Genomic DNA, 15,816 nt, shown 5'->3' on the forward strand with positions numbered 1-15,816 from the left:
AGGAATCCCATGTTCGATCCCAACTCCAGTTTATTGGCTGGTGATCTGACGCGTGAGCAATTACGGTCCGCGTTAAAACTGGCACAGCAAGCCTATCTTGAATTATCAACCGGCGGGAAGGGTGTTTCTTTCTCCTACGCACAAGGGGATGGCACCCGCTCAGTGAGTTATCAGCCAACCGATATTGGTCAACTTACCTCCCTTATCCAGCTTCTTCAGGCCCAATTGGGTATCGTTCATCGTCCACGCAGGACGATAAGGTTTAGGTACTGATGAAAAATGAAGTCAGGATACTTGGCCCCAACGGTCAGCCCTTACCCTCTTCGAGCGGTCGCGCATCAATGTTGAATGGCTCCAGAGGCGTTCCCTATGACGCAGCTGATCAATTCAGTGACACGATGGCCAACTGGCAACCGTCATTGTGGTCACCTGATAACGAAATCAATACCTCTCGCGATCAGGTCGTCGCCCGCGTTCGGGATATGGTACGTAATGATGGCTGGGCCTCGGGCAGCGTGACCCGTATTTTGGATAATGCTGTTGGTGCCTCTTTCCGTCCGCTGGCCAAGGTTGATTATCGGACGCTGGCACTGATGACTGGCAATCCTCAATTTGACGCGAAATGGGCGGATGAATATGGGCGAGCCATTGAGGCCGGCTGGCGAATCTGGGCCAATGATCCGGGGCGTTATTGCGATGTGGAAAGAAAGAAAACAGTTTCTCAACTGTTGCGACTTGGTTTCCGCCATAAGTTGATAGACGGTGATGCGCTCTGCGTTATGCAATATCGACCTGACCGCCTTGGCTATGGTCGCGCGCAGTATGCCACGACCATGCAGATCATTGACCCTGATAGATTAAGTAACCCTCAGCAAAATTTCGACATGCTGAATGTTCGCGGTGGGGTAGAAATTGATGAGGATGGGGTACCTATTGCTTACCACATCCGAAAGGCCCACATGGGTGACTGGTGGAGTGGCAAGGAAACCATGACATGGGAGCGCATCCCGCGCGAAACCGACTGGGGCCGACCCATTGTTATTCATGATTTTGATGGTGATCGGGCCTCCCAACATCGGGGGATCAGTATTTTTACACCGGTAGTCCAGCGCCTGAAAATGCTAATCAAATACGATGGGGTAGAGCTCGAAGCTTCTATCCTTAATGCCGTATTCGGTGCATACATCACTTCACCCTATGATCCACGCTTGTTCGAAGACGGATTACATACTGATGATGTGCTCGAGTATCAGGATATGCGCGCTAATTTTCACAAAGATAACCGTCTATCGTTACAAAGTGGGGCGCGGCTCCCCATTTTACCGCCGGGGGAAAGCATCACGACAGTGAACGCTGCGCGACCAAGTAGCAACTTTGCGGCATTTGAAAGCGCAGCATTACGAAATGTTGCTGCCTCACTGGGTATTTCTACCCAACAACTGACCCAAGATTGGTCTGATGTTAACTACAGTTCAGCCCGTTCCGCCATGCTAGAGGCTTGGAAAACCCTGACCCGCCGTCGCGATGACTTTGCGACAGGTTTCGCTCAGCCTATTTTGTCGTGCTTTATCGAAGAGTTGCATGATTTGGGTGAGGTTCCTTTGCCTGATGGTGCACCTGATTTTCTCGCGGCCAAAGCCGCCTATTGCCGTGCGCAGTGGATGGGACCCGGCCGTGGTTGGGTTGATCCTGTGGCTGAGAAGAAAGGAGCCATTCTCGGGATGGAAGCCGGACTCTCTACTCTCGAAATGGAGGCGGCTGAAAACGTGGGTGAAGACTGGGAGGAATTACTAGATCAGCGCCAGCGAGAACGTGAGGCATACATTGAACGTGGGTTGCCGATCCCTACATGGTTGCAAGCTGAAACCTTTGCACCCGATCAACAACAAAAACCGGAGGCACAGTGAATCTTCCACATTTAGCCCAGCGACTCTTTAACACCCCGCTGGCACTTCATCCGCACAAGGCTGAAGTCGTTATGGCGGCATTGACTGACCGGTTCGGATTGACGCGCATTCAGTCTAATACCGATTGGGCCGACGAAGAGGATGATTTCTTTTCACGCAAAGGCCGTGATTGTGGTTATGACGTCATCGAGGGCATAGCAGTTATTCCGATTCAGGGCACGTTGGTGCAAAAGTTAGGCACCCTGCGACCTTATAGCGGCATGACAGGCTATGACGGCATTCGGGCCAGCTTTCTGACCGCAATGAATGATGATGCGGTTAAGGGCATTTGTTTTGACATTGACTCTCCGGGCGGTGAAGTCGCCGGCTGTTTTGATTTGGTCGATGAAATCTATGCTGCCCGAGGCGCTAAACCCATCTGGTCAATCCTGTCCGAAAATGCTTATTCAGCTGCTTATGCACTGGCCAGTGCGGCGGATAAAATTATCGTCCCGCGAACGGGCGGCGTCGGTTCTATCGGTGTCATCGTGATGCATGTTGACTGGTCGCAACGCATAAAAAGTGATGGGGTGCAGGTCACGATAATCACTTTTGGCAGCCGAAAAGCTGAGTCAAACCCTTGGGAACCTTTAAGCGAAGAGGCGAAAAAAGCCATTCAGTCAGATGTTGACGAGATGGGGCGCCTGTTCGTGAGTACCGTTTCCCGCAATCGCGGGATAGCAGAGAGAACCATCAGGGATACCGAGGCGGCCTGTTTCTTGGCCGCAGATGGTGTGCAGTTGGGGTTGGCTGATCAAGTTGCCTCACCTGATGTCGCATTCCGCGATTTATTAACATTGGTTGGAGAAAAGTAATGGCGAAAATTAAAGGATTTTCACACCTGTTTGGCCGTGGGGCCAAAGCATCAGAAGAGACTGAGGACGATAAGGAAAAGTCCAAAAAGGCCAAAGGTCGTCAGGCTGAAGAGGATGAAAAAGATCCTGACGCTGAAGAGGACGCTGACGATTCAAACGATAACCCTGATGATCAGGATGAAAAGGACCCTGATGCCGAGGACGACAGCGATGATGCTGACGCGGATGAAGGGCGTGACGATGACGGTGATGATGATACCGATGACCGTAATGTCAAAAAAGGTCGCAGTGCTGAGCGTCGACGCTGTGCGCGTATCTTTGGCAGCAAACATGCTACAGGGCGCGGAGATTTAGCGGTTTCTCTGGCGCTCAATTCCGGTATGAGTTCTGCTGCAGTGATCCGTGTGCTTGCTTCCACCGCAGTGACAGCACCTGCATCAACCCCTCGTAAACGTTCTTTGGATGAGCGGATGCAGGCCCACGGCAATACACAGCTTGGACAAGACACCGCAGCCGGATCAAAAGGCGCTTCGCTGGTCAATAAAATGACCAATCTTTATGACTCAGTAAAAGGTAAAAAATAATGGATCACTTTGGCCAAAACCCTTTTCAGCCGGGCATGCGCTCATCATTGTTTGTACCGGATCAGTTAGTTGCCGGACCACTACAACTGGTCACTGATACTGTCGTTATTGTTCAGGCGGCTGCAATACATTTACGGGGTACTGTGATGGGTAAAATCACGGCATCAGGCGAATACATCAAGTCAGTAAAAGATGCGGATGACGGCAGCGAAGTGCCGGTCGCCATCCTCGTCGATAATGTGGATACAACGACTACCGCCCAGCGCGGGGGCGTTTATCTGATGGGACAGTTCAATCAGAACGTGATCATTCACGATGCTTCATGGACGTTGATCGAGTTAAAAACGGCACTGCGTTCGTATTCAATCTTCCTCGAAGACAGCATCCAAGCACCCGTTTAAAACCTCATTTTCTTAATTTGCACCCAATGCCATTCATCTGGCAGGGATCTGCTCGTCTTCAATCTTTGTCTGGCGGCTCTGGCTGCCAGCAAATTAAAAGAGATACTTCATGAATAATATTTACGATACCAATGTGTTGGTGGGTCTGGTTCCCAACCTAAAAACCAGCCAAAACTGGTTACTCGATCGTTTCTTTCCCAATGTGGTGACTTATGAAACCGAAGAGGTTTCCATCGATGTTGATATTGGTAAACGTCGTATGTCTCCTTTCGTTTCCCCGTTAGCTGAAGGGAAGCTGGTGGAGAGTCGCAAGTATCAAACCAATACCTTCAAACCAGCTTACATCAAAGACAAGCGCGCGCCTGATTTGCGTAAACCTATCCGCCGCCAGATGGGGGAGCGCATTGGTGGGGAATACACCGCCGCAGAGCGTGAAATGTTAAATATCCAGTTTGAAATGGAAGACCAAATCGACATGATTAACCGTCGTCTGGAATGGATGGCAGCCAACGCGCTGACTAAATCTCAGATTACCGTGGTGGGTGAAGGATTCCCGACAACTGTTATTGATTTTGGGCGCTCCAGTAATCTGACCATCACATTGAGTGGGTCAGATAAATGGCCATTATCTGTAGCCGCAGGCACGACAAATACTCAGCCATCCGATGATATTGAAGATTGGCAAACGCTGATGTTGAAAGAGTCTGGGGCGGTGGCTACTGACTTGGTCTTTACAACCGCCTCATGGAAAGCGTTCCGTCTCGATACCACCATTAAGGACAATGCTATTACCTTCCCAGCATTGAGTCCGTTTGGTAATCAGGTCGATGCCGGTCCGCGCGTCAATAAAGGCGCGGTTTATAAAGGCCGCTGGGGCAACTTTGATTTATGGCTGTATAACGATTGGTTTATTGACCCTGTTGATGGCATTGAGAAACCAATGATCCCTAATGGCGCTGTATTGATGGGTAGTGCTGATTTGATGGGGACTCGCGCCTTTGGTCTCATTCTGGACCCTGCGTTTAATTACGGTCCTTTGGCTTTTGCACCAAAATCATGGGTTATGCCCGATCCTGCGCAGCGTTACCTGTTGATGCAATCTGCTCCGTTGGTGATTCCAAGCCGGGTGAATGCCTCACTTTGTGCAACGGTGGTGTGATATGGCAAAAACACCAAGCAAGCAGCAAGCCAGCATTAACGAACTGGGCGGCTTGCCGCCCGAGTTCGATGCTGGTTCTCAGCAGGAATCGCATGTTGTGACGGATAATAACGAAACACAGCCTGACCCAGATGCGTTAAGAGGTACATCAACTGGGGATGAGTCTCATAAAACACCTGAAATATCAGATAACCAGAGCAATAGTTCTGCTGAACCTGATATTCAGGAACGTACCACAGAGAACGAGACGGAAAGTAATGATCCTTCTGACGACAGTGACGAGTTGGAGGTTGTTGTTGTAAAAGGTCAGACTCTGCGCCATAGCGGGGAAACGCATGCTGAGAATAGCCGTTTATTCCTGCTGCATGAGGATGCTAAACGACTGATTAATCTGGGTGTGGTAGCCGATGTGAAAGCGTTACGTCAGCAGGCGGCTAGCTCGATGGGTCCCTCAGTCACCGTCGATGATGGTGTGAAGATAAATCGGGGTAGCTGATGGGTATCAACTGGGATCAGCATCTTCTCGCCCCCTTGCATTCGGTGTTTGGTGACCCGGTTGATTACCGCCCCCAAGGTGATAAGCCAACTTATACCATCAGCGGCATCTTTGATCGGGCCTATACGACCATCGACACGCTGGATGATGGTAGCACCATTAACACCACCAACCCCGTTTTAGGGGTAAGGGATAGCGAGTTTCATTCACCACCCAAACAAGGGGACCGGGTATTTATTGGCATCGTTGCCAATGAGCCGGTCAATACCTTGTTTGCCGTAGCGGATGTTCAGCCAGACAGTCACGGTGGCAGCAAGCTCATTCTTAATCGGGTAAAAATATGAATACTGCACACGTCAGGCAGTTGGTTGTCTCTGCTATCAAGGGGAATACAGATGCAGAGACTCGCGTTTATTCCCCGCGTGACTGGCCAACCACCGAGGAGATGTATCCGGTTATTCTGGTGCAAACCCTTATCGAGGAAAAGCAGTCATTAGGCCGTAACGCTCCCCAATTCAACACCATCACCACCGTGCGCATTACAGGCCGGTTGCAAGAGTTGGACGGTGAAAATGAGAATGACGGGGCGAATAAGGCAGAGTTGTCGCTTGAGCGGTTGCGAGAACAAATTGAACGAGCGGTAATCAACAGTTACGACCTCACACGCCAAATACAGCAGTTTGCCCGAGTTCGATCAACCATTGATCTGGATTCGAGTGGTGAAGGGCATATGGCTCAACTACTGATGGAGCTGGATATTGAGTATTACCAAGGCCCAGAGGATTTTTACCCCATTGTGGGCGATCCACTGGAGGGCATCGATATCACTATGTCTATGCCAGATGGCACCACTCAACCCGTGGTATCAATAGACCTTTCGGAGTAAACCCCATGATTGTTAAACCCGTAGCCGGTCGCACTGTACGCGACCCGGTTAAGGGCACCTTTTTGCCTGAATCCGGCACTGAGGTTCCTGATAACTCATTTTGGCGTCGTCGTTTAAACGACGGTGATGTGGTGCGCGAACAACCTAAAGAGGTTAACCCCGCACCCGAAACCACCAAAGCGGAGAAAACCAAATAATGACTATTCCCTTTAATAATATTCCGAGCAATCTTCGGACGCCGCTTTTCTTCGCTGAATTTGATAACTCACAGGCGAACACGGCGACAACGACGCAGCGAACGTTAATCATCGGCCAGATGTTGGCTTCAGGCTCGTTACCTGCGGATATTCCGGTACTGGTTTCCTCAGTGGCTACCGTGGCGGGGCTAGCTGGTGCAGGTTCAATGTTGCATGGTCAGATGGCTGCATACTTAGCGAATGACATCGCCGGTGAGATCTACATTTTACCGTTGAGCGATGCGGGGTCCATGGTGGCGGCAACAGGTAAGATTACCGTGACCACGCAGGCATCAGCAACTGGGGTTATCTCTTTGTATATCGCGGGGATTCGGGTGCAAGTCGCGGTGGTGGCGACTGATGAGGTAACGGCTATTGCCACTGCATTAACCGCCGCCATCAATGCCGCCAGCGCCTTGCCTGTCACTGCGGCTGCGGTGGACGCGGTCATCACGCTCACCGCTAAAAACAAAGGTGCCCACGGTAACACGATTGATTTACGGCTGAATTATCTGGGCGGTGCAGGCGGGGAAACAACACCAGATAGTTTGGTGCTGACGTTGACACCGATGGCTGGCGGTGCGGGTGCGCCTGAACTGGATGATGCGCTGGCTAACTTGCAGGACAGGACCTTTGATTTCATTATCAATCCGTACACGGACACCGCGTCACTGAATAAAATCAAAGAGTTCTTGTCAGACAGTACCGGCCGCTGGAGTTATGCCGAGCAGCTCTATGGCCATAGCTTTGCGGCTCAATCTGGGACTTATGGGCAACTGACTGCGGCAGGCGAATTGCGTAACGATCAGCATGCTTCTCTGTTGGGGGTCAACGGCTCTCCGACACCAAGCTATATCTGGTCAGCGGCCTATGTCGGCGCTATTGCGCAAAGTTTGCGTAATGATCCCGGACGCCCGTTACAAACATTAGCGATTAGTGGCGTACTGGCCCCGCCGCTGGCCAGTCGCTTTACGCTGACTGAGCGTAATAACCTGCTGCACAGCGGGATCTCCACAGTCACTGTGACGGATGATGGGACAGTTCAGGTGGAAAATATCATTACCACCTATCAGAAAAACAAATATGGCGCGGAAGATGACAGCTATTTACAGATTGAAACCTTATTTTTGCTGATGTTTGTCACTCGCTTCTTGCGTACTCAGGTCACGTCGAAATTTGCCCGCATGAAATTGGCGGCTGATGGTACCCGTTTCGCCCCCGGTTCGGCCATTATCACGCCAAATATTATCCGAGCGGAGTTGATTGCGCAGTACCAGACACTGGAATTCAACGGCTATGTGCAGGATGCCAAAGGTTTCGCCAAGGGGTTGATTGTCGAAAAGAGCGCCAGCAACCCGAACCGAGTGGATGTGCTGTGGACGGGCGTCTTGATCAATCAGCTGCGTATCTTCGCCGTTCTCAACCAATTCCGCCTTCAGGCATCAGCATAAGGACGCATTATCATGGGTGATACTTCCAATCGCCTCGCGGGGACAGCGTATGTCACCGTTGACGGTCTGACTATCATGGTGGCGGGGCAGTTCAAGTACAGCCCCTCAAAATTTAAGCGTGAAACACTGACGGGAATGGATGGGGTGCATGGTTATAAAGAAACCTTTAACGCCCCGTTTATTTCCTGCCAAATCCGCGACAGTGGCGGCACGTCGATCAGTGACCTTAACGATCAGACCAATGTCAATATTGTCTGTGAGTTGGCTAATGGTAAAACGATTATTGGCAGTGGTATGTGGTCGGTCAATACTCAGGAAGTGGACAGCACCGAGGCAACCGCTGATATTCGCTGGGAAGGTGGCTCGGTATCAGTGACGGAGAACTAAGATGTCTGAACTGGAACGCACTAAAACAATCACGCTTGTTAAACCCATTTCTCATGAAGCCACTAAAACCACCTATGAGTTTATCGAACTCGGTGAGCCGGTATTGCTGCAAGTTCAGCAGTTTTATGACGAACAGGCGAAGTCAGGCGCCCTCAGTGCAATGGGGATGCTTATTTCGCTGGTGTCGAATGTGCCGCGTGAAGCGATCAAAAAGATGGCCTTTACCGACTATAAAGCCTGTGAGGTCTACATGATGAGTTTTTTAGCCTACTCCCCCCAGAGGGAGGGTGGGGTAACGAACTCGCAGATGTGACTTATTACTATGGGTGGGGGCCAGCAGATGCTTGGTCCCTGACCTATAGCAGGCTGCAGTGGTGGTATCAGCAAGCGGTCAGAATTAACAAGGTTAAGGCGGGTAAAGATGGGTAATGCATTTGATTTTGAACTGACTGCGTCAGATCAGGCATCGGCCTCCATTCAGCGCATCGAAGAGGCTGTTAAAAACCTCCTTCCCGATCTGGATAAAACGCGCGAGGGCCTTAAGCTGGGTGGGCAGGAGTCGACTGAAGGTATTGATGATCTGAATACTCGCCTCAAAGGAATGGGGCAATTTGCGCGTGACGGGGTGCAGTTTATCGGCGATCTGGTACCGCCCCTTAAAATGGTCGGTGGTTTAACTTTCGGGCTGGGTGGCGCTGCAACGGTTATCAATGTTGTAAAAAACAGTTTGAGTGATTTTGCGAGCACGGGTTACCGCATCGAAACCACGGCTAAAAATATCAGTATGACAACGCAGGCTTTTCAGGAGCTGACGGGGGCCATGATTGAGAACGGCACCGAGCGCAAAGAGGCGGAATCGTCATTAAGTGGTTTGTTCTCACAGGCTAACGATGCGGCACATGGACGCAACGCTGGTTTTCTCGCCATATTATCTCAGGCAGGGATCGGGATCAGCGAGACAAAAGAGGGGTTGGCTGATGTAGATAAATTGGTGACTGACCTCAATAAGCATATGCAAACGCTGTCTCCTGGGCAGCAGGCTCTGTTCGCCAGTAAGTTGAACCTCCCTCCCGAGTTATTGAGTTTATTGCGCAAAACAACTAATGAGGTTAAGCAACTTAAGGATCAGGCTCAAAGAGACGGCTTAATTATCAATGAAAATGACTTAAAGAATGCGGCTGTTTTGAAAGACGAATTTAACCGCACCAGCGCGGCATGGGATGGGCTGATTAGCCGTATGCGTGCAGGGACGGGGGCGTTAATGGCGGGGAGTGGCACGGGCGAAAGGTTAAAACAGCGCCGGTCTATCGTGACCACCGATCAGGGAAAAATTGATCGGATGAGTAATGATGATGATTTTAAGTCAAGATTAGGCTATTTCGATAAGTTAGCGCTTAGCATGGGGACGCTGACAGATAGCCTGCGCGAAAAATATCAAAATGAATACGGGTTAAAAGATCGTGTTGAGGGTTTTGCCTCCGATGTATCGGGAATGAGGGCACCACCGCCGATCAATACACCTTACGCGCTCCCTGGTGAAGATCAGCAACAGGTGAGACTAAAGCAGTTAGAGTCGCAGTATAACCTTCCACCTACGATCCTTGATCGTGTCTATCAGGCGGAGTCTGGTCGCGGAAAAAATCTCCTGTCTCCGAAAGGGGCGCAGGGACCGTTCCAGTTTATGCCGCCAACAGGTCGGGATTATGGCTTAAATTCGATGGATGACCGAATGGACTTCAATAAATCCAGCGAAGCGGCAGCCAAGTATCTTTCTGACTTGCTTAAAATGTTTGACGGGGATGTCAATAAGGCCGTTGCTTCTTATAACTGGGGGCAGGGGAATGTCAAAAATTACGGGTTGGGGCAAGCTCCCGCTGAAACACGCAACTACCTCCAGAAGATCATGCCGGGTTTGCCTGCTATTCATCCTCAGCCAGGCGAGTTAACCACCGCTCCCTCTGATATCAACGCGTTATCGCCAGCATCCATTAACTCATCCCAGCAAAGTGGAAGAGACATTAATGATATCACCCAAGATAGGGGGGGAGAAAAGTCGGAAATTGAAATTACGCTGATTACGGATAAAACGGGGGAACGCCAAAAAATCACCGCACAAAAAGGGGCGAAGATATCAACATCAATGAGTTACCCCTCGTGATACACAAACAACACCCTCGCCCTGGCGGGGGTTTTTATTTTCAGGGGGCCTAGATGTCACTGATCAGTAACGCACTTTCGGATTTATTAGGTACGGGCGGTGATAGTTGGCAATGGTCTGAACACCTCCACCCTGCATCTTTCAGGGGGGTACCCTTCGCCGTAATGACTGCGGAGGGTGTTTTCGGTCGTCGTCAGGCTATTCATGAATACCCTTATCGCGATACTGCATGGATTGAGGATTTAGGCCGTGCCACTCGCCGCATGACTATCCGTGGTTTTCTTATTCAGGGTAGCGGCCTTTACAACGCGCCCGACGTTATGACCCAGCGCGATTCATTGATCGCGGCCTGTGAAATGGCCGATACCGGAACATTAGTACACCCAACGCTGGGCGAAATGACGGTCAGTATTCCTGAAAGCGGTCTTCGTCTGAATGAGGGGGCTGAGTCGGGGCGTGTTTTCGAGTTTACGCTCACGATCATCGAGTCGGGTTTGCGGGTGTTTTCTGTCACCAGTTCAGCAGATGCCGTTTCGTCTATTCAGTCGTCATGGTTTGGTCTAGCCTCCAAATCCGTGGCGACATTCATTGCGACGGTCAAAGGTGAGATCCGCTCTGTCACTCAAACCATCAAAACACTGAAAAGTACGGCAGCATTTTGGGTCAATATGGTGAATTCAACCACCAGTGAGGCAACAAATCTGGGTAATGTACTCCGCTCAACGCTTGGACGTGATCGTTATGGCCGTTTTAATCACGGTACGGTTGGGGGGAGTGTATCAGGGGCCACGGCATCGGTAAGCACACAGAACGACACAACGAACCTGTCCGCGCTGGTGGCTCAACGAATGGCGGTTTCAGTCGAGGGGCGAGCCTCTCTCGCTGATGCGACTGATACATTCAAAGAGGCCGCGACGATTGAGGGGCATGCTAATGCTGCGTTAGCGGTCGTGAATGCCATATTGGACAGCGGAGCCAGTACCCTTGATTTAATCCGTATGATGCAAGAATTAACGGCCATCCATGACGATACTTTTCGACCGAACCCCAGCGACAACAGCACCGCAGATGCCAGTTATCAGCTCATTATTGTGTTGTGCGCCGGTGCGATGGTGTTTGCCGCTTCGCAATATCAACCTGAAAGCTATGACGATGCCGTCGATATATTGACGCGGGTTTGTGATGTTGTGGATAGCGCGGCGCTCTCTGCTGCTGATACCGGTAATGATGACGTGTATCAAGCATTAATTGAGTTGCGGGAGTCTATCGTCACGTTGCTACAGCAAACGGGGGCGAACTTATCCCGTGTTGGCGTCGTCAGTTTTAATCGTTCATTACCTGCGCTTAATCTGGCCAACAGACTCTATCAGGATGCACGGCGAGGTGATGCGTTAGTGAAAATGGCTAATCCTGTTCATCCGGCATTCATGCCCACTCGGTTTAAGGCGTTGAATTCATGAGTGATGACCTGACGTTGCGCATTGGCAATAAGCTGATTACCGGCTGGGATAATATCAGGGTCACTCGGAGCATCGAGCGGCTACCCAGTGATTTCAGTCTGTCATTGATGGACCTTTATCCGGGGAGTGATAACCAGCAGTGGGTCAATCCGGGAGATGCTTGTATCGTTAATTTGGGTGATGACGTTGTGCTGACGGGGTACATTGACCGATGGGCTCCCATGATCAGTCGTAACCGTCGTGAGGTTAGAGCAACCGGCAGGAGTAAGTGTCAGGATCTGGTTGATTGCTCCGCTGAGTGGCCTAATAACGTCATCAGCCAATCGACAGCCCTGCAAATCGCCCAAAAGCTGGCTGCGCCTTACGGTATTGTCGTATCAACCGACGTGACCGATTTAGATATTGTGCCTCAATTTACCTTGAACTGGGGGGAATCTCCCCAAGAGATTATTGACCGCATCACCCGCTGGGCCGCGTTATTGTATTACGACCAGCCGGATGGCAATTTAACGCTGACTCGAGTGGGTACCCGTAAAGCGTCCAGCGGGGTAGCACAAGGTGTCAATATTGAAGATGCCGCGTATAACGCCGGTATGGATCAACGCTTTTCTGATTATACCGGCGTCTCCATGTCTGTTAACCCCCTCGCTGAACAGTCGCCCTCCGGTGGGTATGACGCCTTAACTCTGGCCAGAAGTCGCGATCCACAGGCGGCAAAGATGCGATATCGCAACCGCATTATTATCGTTGAAAGCACGTTGAATTCTTTTAACAAAGCTCAGGACTGTATTGATTGGGAAATGAATCGACGCTATGGGCGCTCTAAAGAGTTATTGGTGACAGTCGATAGCTGGCGGGATAAAAACGGCAAGTTATGGGAACCCAATACGCTAATCCCAATTGATTTGCCTGTCTTTGGTCTAAAGGATGAACTCTGGCTGTTATCTGAGGTGACTTACCTCAAAGACGATCACGGTACTGCTGCGCAAATGGTACTGATGCCCCCCGAAGCCTTTACCGTCCAGCCTTACGAATTTTATTCCAATGTTATAGAGCTTAACCAACGATGAGCGAATCAGGGCAACTCTCCAAATTATACCGGCAAATAAAAATGATGATCGGCGTTGGTCGGGTGACGGGCAGCAATGATGGCGGCACCGTTCAAACTGTTCAATACCAAACGCCGCTTGAGGTACGTGATGACACCCCAAGGCTGGCTGAATTTGGTTTTTCGTCCGGGTTACCCGCTGGTACGGATGTGGTTATCGGGTTTTTAGGTGGCGACAGGTCAAGCGCAGTCATTATTGGTTCAAACCACCAGTATTTTCGCCATGCGTGGTTAAATCCGGGGGAAACGGTGATTTACTCGCAATGGGGGCAATACATCAAGCTCACTGAAGCTGGCGTGATTATTGAGGCTAATGGCCAGCCGGTCACGGTCAATAATGCGACTGAGGTGACGATTAATGCTTCGGAAAAAGTGCGGCTAAATACGCCTTTGCTGGAGGTCAGCGGCGATATTATTGATAACGCTGGCAGCAATAGCACCACACTGAAAACCTTGCGCGAAGCCTATAACACCCACAATCACCAGCTTAAAAATGTTCAGGGTGGCAGTTCGACATTAACCAGTGAAGTGACGGGGAAGGTGGTTCAATGACAACCGACATCAAAACAGTTTGGGAGCCAGACAAATTGCTGGGCGACTGGCAAACAGGCGGTGGTGGGTTGCGGGATGGTGATGATTTAGAAACGGCTATTTTGATTAGTTTGTTCACGGATCGGTTGGCCCGTGCTGATGATGCTATCGAGAGCGATGACCGCCGAGGGTGGTGGGGGGATACCGGTTCAGAGTATCCGATAGGCTCCCGTTTATGGTTACTTCGTCGCGAAAAACTTACCACTAAAGTTGCACTAAAGGCCGAGGACTATGCTAACGAAGCCGTTGCGTGGCTACTTGATGATGGTGTTGTGACCGCCATAAGTGCCAATGCTCAGATAGTGTTCCCCAATAGACTGAATCTGATCATCAGCTATCAACAACCAGCTCAATCAGAGGCTTCTGTTAAATTCTCATGGGTATGGGAGACCTAATACATGCCATTTAATCGCCCCACATTAAGCGAACTGCGCCAGCGTAATCTGTCTTATATTCAATCAGAGCTCAAAACTGGCGGTAATTTATTACGTTTTTCCAATATCGGCGTGATCAGTGATGCAGATGCAGGCATGGCACATCTGCACTACGGTTATCTGGATTATATTGCGCTGCAATCCACACCTTATAATGCTACTGATGAATATCTTGCTGCGTGGGCCGCGTTGAAAGATGTGTTTCGCAAACCCGCCAACCCTGCAACCTCTTCGGCTGTCGAGTTTAGCGGGACTGCAGGTCGCGTTATTGCCGCTAGCAGCCTTTTGAATCGGGCTGATGGTTATCAATATCGCCTCGATAATGAGTTAACGTTGGGTGCAGGCGGTACTGCCACCGGCTCAATCACTGCCGTTCTCCCTAGCGTACTGGATGACACGACTGGCGGCGGCGTGGCAGGAAATGCGGATGCTGGGACATCTCTGACATTGGATGTGGCCATTGATGGTGTTCAATCGGTAGCAACTGCGATAATTAAAATATCTGGCGGTGCGGATATTGAATCAGAAGATGTTTTTCGTTCCCGTATGTTACTGGCTTATCAAAATACGCCCCAAGGCGGCAATGATACCGATTATCGCGGCTGGGCTTTGGCGGTGCCGGGGGTGACTCGTTGCTGGGTGAAGCGCCGCTTACAAGGCGTTGGCACGGTCGGTATTTATATTATGTGCGATGGCAATGATTCCGGTGGTTTTCCGATCGGGACGGATGGGGTTTCACAGCTCGAAGAGTGGGGGGCAGTGAAAGCGACGGGTGATCAGGGGCGGGTCGCTGATCACGTTTACCCCTTACAGCCCATTATCGCCATCATTTATGTTTGCGCACCGGTCGCCGCGCCTGTCAATTTTGTTATCAGTGGTATACCTACGGCATCCAGTGAAACAACCTTGGCAATTAATACGGCTATTGATGAGGTTTTTTTTACCGAGGGCGAACCAGGCGGGAAAATTTTACTGTCGTCACTGCTGCTGGCCATTGGTGATGTTACGGGGACCAGTGGTTTTATTCTTGGCTCTCCGACGACAAATATTCAGCTTGAGGCTGGACAACTACCTGTCCGGGGCACGGTGACCTACCTATGAGTCGTTATTCTGTGAATGAGTATACCGCCGCGCTTCAGGCACTGATGCCTGTCGGTCTGGTTTGGCCTCAGCAACTTAACGGCGTTCAAACCAGTACGTTACGCGCACTAGCTCGATCTTTCCAACGCAGTGATGAAGATGCGCGTGATTTGCTCGATGCGGCTTTTCCATCGACAGCGACCGCAATGCTGCCTGAATGGGAAGCAACACTCGGGTTACCTGATTTATGTGCAATAGGTGAGATAGACAGCATTGTTCAGCGTCAGAGGGCCGTGGTATCCAAGCTGTTCGGCATAGGTGGTCAGTCTGTTGCGTATTTTATCCGTGTTGCTGAGGCATTAGGCTACACCATCTCAATAACCCAATACAGGCAGGCATGTGCTGGGATGTCGGTTTGTGGTGATGCTTTGAATGGCGATGAATGGCCTTTTACTTGGTTGATTACCGCACCAGAAACCACCATCAATTATGCTCAGTGTGGTTTAACGTATTGCGGTGATCCGCTGCGTTCGTGGGGAAATAAACAACTTGAATGTCGATTAACCGTATTAAACCCCTCTCATACCATTCTTAAATTTGGTTACGTTAATTAAATAATTACCC

General features: G+C 50.5%; 20 protein-coding genes. All 20 read left to right on the forward strand.

Annotation, left to right across the window (positions count from 1 at the left end; genetic code table 11):
• Positions 1-9 precede the first annotated feature (9 nt).
• Positions 10-273, forward strand: a complete 264-nt coding sequence (gpW, locus tag BN68_RS03025) for a gpW family head-tail joining protein (RefSeq protein WP_019209671.1) — start codon at positions 10-12, stop codon at positions 271-273.
• A complete protein-coding gene (locus BN68_RS03030) occupies positions 273-1,907 on the forward strand; it encodes a phage portal protein (RefSeq protein WP_019209672.1) in 1,635 nt (544 codons plus the stop codon). The genes gpW and BN68_RS03030 overlap by 1 nt, the downstream gene beginning before the upstream one ends.
• A complete protein-coding gene (locus BN68_RS03035) occupies positions 1,904-2,761 on the forward strand; it encodes a S49 family peptidase (protein ID WP_019209673.1) in 858 nt (285 codons plus the stop codon). Before BN68_RS03030 ends, BN68_RS03035 begins: the two co-directional genes overlap by 4 nt.
• A complete protein-coding gene (locus tag BN68_RS03040) occupies positions 2,761-3,345 on the forward strand; it encodes a hypothetical protein (protein WP_019209674.1) in 585 nt (194 codons plus the stop codon). The genes BN68_RS03035 and BN68_RS03040 overlap by 1 nt, the downstream gene beginning before the upstream one ends.
• On the forward strand, positions 3,345-3,746 hold the full coding sequence (locus BN68_RS03045; RefSeq protein WP_019209675.1) for a head decoration protein: 402 nt from the start codon (positions 3,345-3,347) through the stop codon (positions 3,744-3,746). Before BN68_RS03040 ends, BN68_RS03045 begins: the two co-directional genes overlap by 1 nt.
• A 109-nt stretch (positions 3,747-3,855) precedes the next feature.
• The gene (locus BN68_RS03050) at positions 3,856-4,905 is read left to right on the forward strand and encodes a major capsid protein (RefSeq protein ID WP_019209676.1); all 1,050 of its coding nucleotides are present in this window, start codon (positions 3,856-3,858) and stop codon (positions 4,903-4,905) included.
• A gap of 1 nt (position 4,906) precedes the next feature.
• Positions 4,907-5,401, forward strand: a complete 495-nt coding sequence (locus BN68_RS03055) for a hypothetical protein (RefSeq protein ID WP_019209677.1) — start codon at positions 4,907-4,909, stop codon at positions 5,399-5,401.
• Positions 5,401-5,745: a head-tail joining protein gene (locus BN68_RS03060; protein ID WP_019209678.1), complete on the forward strand. Its 345-nt coding sequence runs from the start codon at positions 5,401-5,403 to the stop codon at positions 5,743-5,745. Before BN68_RS03055 ends, BN68_RS03060 begins: the two co-directional genes overlap by 1 nt.
• Positions 5,742-6,287, forward strand: a complete 546-nt coding sequence (locus BN68_RS03065; protein ID WP_019209679.1) for a hypothetical protein — start codon at positions 5,742-5,744, stop codon at positions 6,285-6,287. Before BN68_RS03060 ends, BN68_RS03065 begins: the two co-directional genes overlap by 4 nt.
• A 5-nt stretch (positions 6,288-6,292) precedes the next feature.
• A complete protein-coding gene (locus BN68_RS03070) occupies positions 6,293-6,484 on the forward strand; it encodes a DUF2635 domain-containing protein (RefSeq protein ID WP_019209680.1) in 192 nt (63 codons plus the stop codon).
• On the forward strand, positions 6,484-7,974 hold the full coding sequence (locus tag BN68_RS03075; protein WP_019209681.1) for a phage tail sheath subtilisin-like domain-containing protein: 1,491 nt from the start codon (positions 6,484-6,486) through the stop codon (positions 7,972-7,974). Before BN68_RS03070 ends, BN68_RS03075 begins: the two co-directional genes overlap by 1 nt.
• Before the next feature lie 12 nt (positions 7,975-7,986).
• Positions 7,987-8,361 carry a phage tail tube protein gene (locus BN68_RS03080; RefSeq protein ID WP_019209682.1) on the forward strand — a complete coding sequence of 125 codons (375 nt, stop codon included), beginning with the start codon at positions 7,987-7,989 and terminating at the stop codon, positions 8,359-8,361.
• A 1-nt stretch (position 8,362) separates the two neighbouring features.
• Positions 8,363-8,674, forward strand: a complete 312-nt coding sequence (locus BN68_RS03085) for a phage tail assembly protein (protein WP_019209683.1) — start codon at positions 8,363-8,365, stop codon at positions 8,672-8,674.
• Between the two features lie 108 nt (positions 8,675-8,782).
• The gene (locus BN68_RS03090; protein WP_019209684.1) at positions 8,783-10,519 is read left to right on the forward strand and encodes a lytic transglycosylase domain-containing protein; all 1,737 of its coding nucleotides are present in this window, start codon (positions 8,783-8,785) and stop codon (positions 10,517-10,519) included.
• Positions 10,520-10,572: 53 nt separating this feature from the next.
• Positions 10,573-11,979, forward strand: a complete 1,407-nt coding sequence (locus BN68_RS03095) for a DNA circularization protein (protein ID WP_019209685.1) — start codon at positions 10,573-10,575, stop codon at positions 11,977-11,979.
• Entirely contained in the window at positions 11,976-13,049 is a 1,074-nt protein-coding gene (locus tag BN68_RS03100; protein WP_019209686.1) for a phage baseplate assembly protein, read from the forward strand. The genes BN68_RS03095 and BN68_RS03100 overlap by 4 nt, the downstream gene beginning before the upstream one ends.
• Complete coding sequence (locus BN68_RS03105; protein ID WP_042806381.1) at positions 13,046-13,639, forward strand: phage baseplate assembly protein domain-containing protein; 594 nt, start codon at positions 13,046-13,048, stop codon at positions 13,637-13,639. The genes BN68_RS03100 and BN68_RS03105 overlap by 4 nt, the downstream gene beginning before the upstream one ends.
• Positions 13,636-14,073 carry a phage GP46 family protein gene (locus BN68_RS03110; RefSeq protein WP_019209688.1) on the forward strand — a complete coding sequence of 146 codons (438 nt, stop codon included), beginning with the start codon at positions 13,636-13,638 and terminating at the stop codon, positions 14,071-14,073. The genes BN68_RS03105 and BN68_RS03110 overlap by 4 nt, the downstream gene beginning before the upstream one ends.
• A gap of 3 nt (positions 14,074-14,076) precedes the next feature.
• Positions 14,077-15,213 carry a baseplate J/gp47 family protein gene (locus tag BN68_RS03115; RefSeq protein WP_019209689.1) on the forward strand — a complete coding sequence of 379 codons (1,137 nt, stop codon included), beginning with the start codon at positions 14,077-14,079 and terminating at the stop codon, positions 15,211-15,213.
• Positions 15,210-15,806, forward strand: a complete 597-nt coding sequence (locus BN68_RS03120; RefSeq protein ID WP_019209690.1) for a YmfQ family protein — start codon at positions 15,210-15,212, stop codon at positions 15,804-15,806. The genes BN68_RS03115 and BN68_RS03120 overlap by 4 nt, the downstream gene beginning before the upstream one ends.
• The last annotated feature ends 10 nt before the right edge of the window (positions 15,807-15,816 follow it).

Origin of the sequence: Yersinia massiliensis CCUG 53443 (genome assembly GCF_000312485.1) — a bacterium.
Lineage (GTDB): Bacteria > Pseudomonadota > Gammaproteobacteria > Enterobacterales > Enterobacteriaceae > Yersinia > Yersinia massiliensis.

Excerpts from the sequence above, each read along its gene's own strand:
- BN68_RS03095 (WP_019209685.1), top strand. The coding sequence starts at position 10,573 with ATGTCACTGATCAGTAACGCACTTTCGGATTTATTAGGTACGGGCGGT.
- BN68_RS03070 (WP_019209680.1), top strand. The coding sequence starts at position 6,293 with ATGATTGTTAAACCCGTAGCCGGTCGCACTGTACGCGACCCGGTTAAG.
- BN68_RS03110 (WP_019209688.1), top strand. The coding sequence starts at position 13,636 with ATGACAACCGACATCAAAACAGTTTGGGAGCCAGACAAATTGCTGGGC.
- BN68_RS03055 (WP_019209677.1), top strand. The coding sequence starts at position 4,907 with ATGGCAAAAACACCAAGCAAGCAGCAAGCCAGCATTAACGAACTGGGC.
- BN68_RS03030 (WP_019209672.1), top strand. The coding sequence starts at position 273 with ATGAAAAATGAAGTCAGGATACTTGGCCCCAACGGTCAGCCCTTACCC.
- BN68_RS03060 (WP_019209678.1), top strand. The coding sequence starts at position 5,401 with ATGGGTATCAACTGGGATCAGCATCTTCTCGCCCCCTTGCATTCGGTG.
- BN68_RS03065 (WP_019209679.1), top strand. The coding sequence starts at position 5,742 with ATGAATACTGCACACGTCAGGCAGTTGGTTGTCTCTGCTATCAAGGGG.
- BN68_RS03100 (WP_019209686.1), top strand. The coding sequence starts at position 11,976 with ATGAGTGATGACCTGACGTTGCGCATTGGCAATAAGCTGATTACCGGC.
- BN68_RS03105 (WP_042806381.1), top strand. The coding sequence starts at position 13,046 with ATGAGCGAATCAGGGCAACTCTCCAAATTATACCGGCAAATAAAAATG.
- BN68_RS03050 (WP_019209676.1), top strand. The coding sequence starts at position 3,856 with ATGAATAATATTTACGATACCAATGTGTTGGTGGGTCTGGTTCCCAAC.
- BN68_RS03115 (WP_019209689.1), top strand. The coding sequence starts at position 14,077 with ATGCCATTTAATCGCCCCACATTAAGCGAACTGCGCCAGCGTAATCTG.
- BN68_RS03045 (WP_019209675.1), top strand. The coding sequence starts at position 3,345 with ATGGATCACTTTGGCCAAAACCCTTTTCAGCCGGGCATGCGCTCATCA.
- BN68_RS03075 (WP_019209681.1), top strand. The coding sequence starts at position 6,484 with ATGACTATTCCCTTTAATAATATTCCGAGCAATCTTCGGACGCCGCTT.
- BN68_RS03090 (WP_019209684.1), top strand. The coding sequence starts at position 8,783 with ATGGGTAATGCATTTGATTTTGAACTGACTGCGTCAGATCAGGCATCG.
- gpW (WP_019209671.1), top strand. The coding sequence starts at position 10 with ATGTTCGATCCCAACTCCAGTTTATTGGCTGGTGATCTGACGCGTGAG.
- BN68_RS03085 (WP_019209683.1), top strand. The coding sequence starts at position 8,363 with ATGTCTGAACTGGAACGCACTAAAACAATCACGCTTGTTAAACCCATT.
- BN68_RS03040 (WP_019209674.1), top strand. The coding sequence starts at position 2,761 with ATGGCGAAAATTAAAGGATTTTCACACCTGTTTGGCCGTGGGGCCAAA.
- BN68_RS03080 (WP_019209682.1), top strand. The coding sequence starts at position 7,987 with ATGGGTGATACTTCCAATCGCCTCGCGGGGACAGCGTATGTCACCGTT.
- BN68_RS03120 (WP_019209690.1), top strand. The coding sequence starts at position 15,210 with ATGAGTCGTTATTCTGTGAATGAGTATACCGCCGCGCTTCAGGCACTG.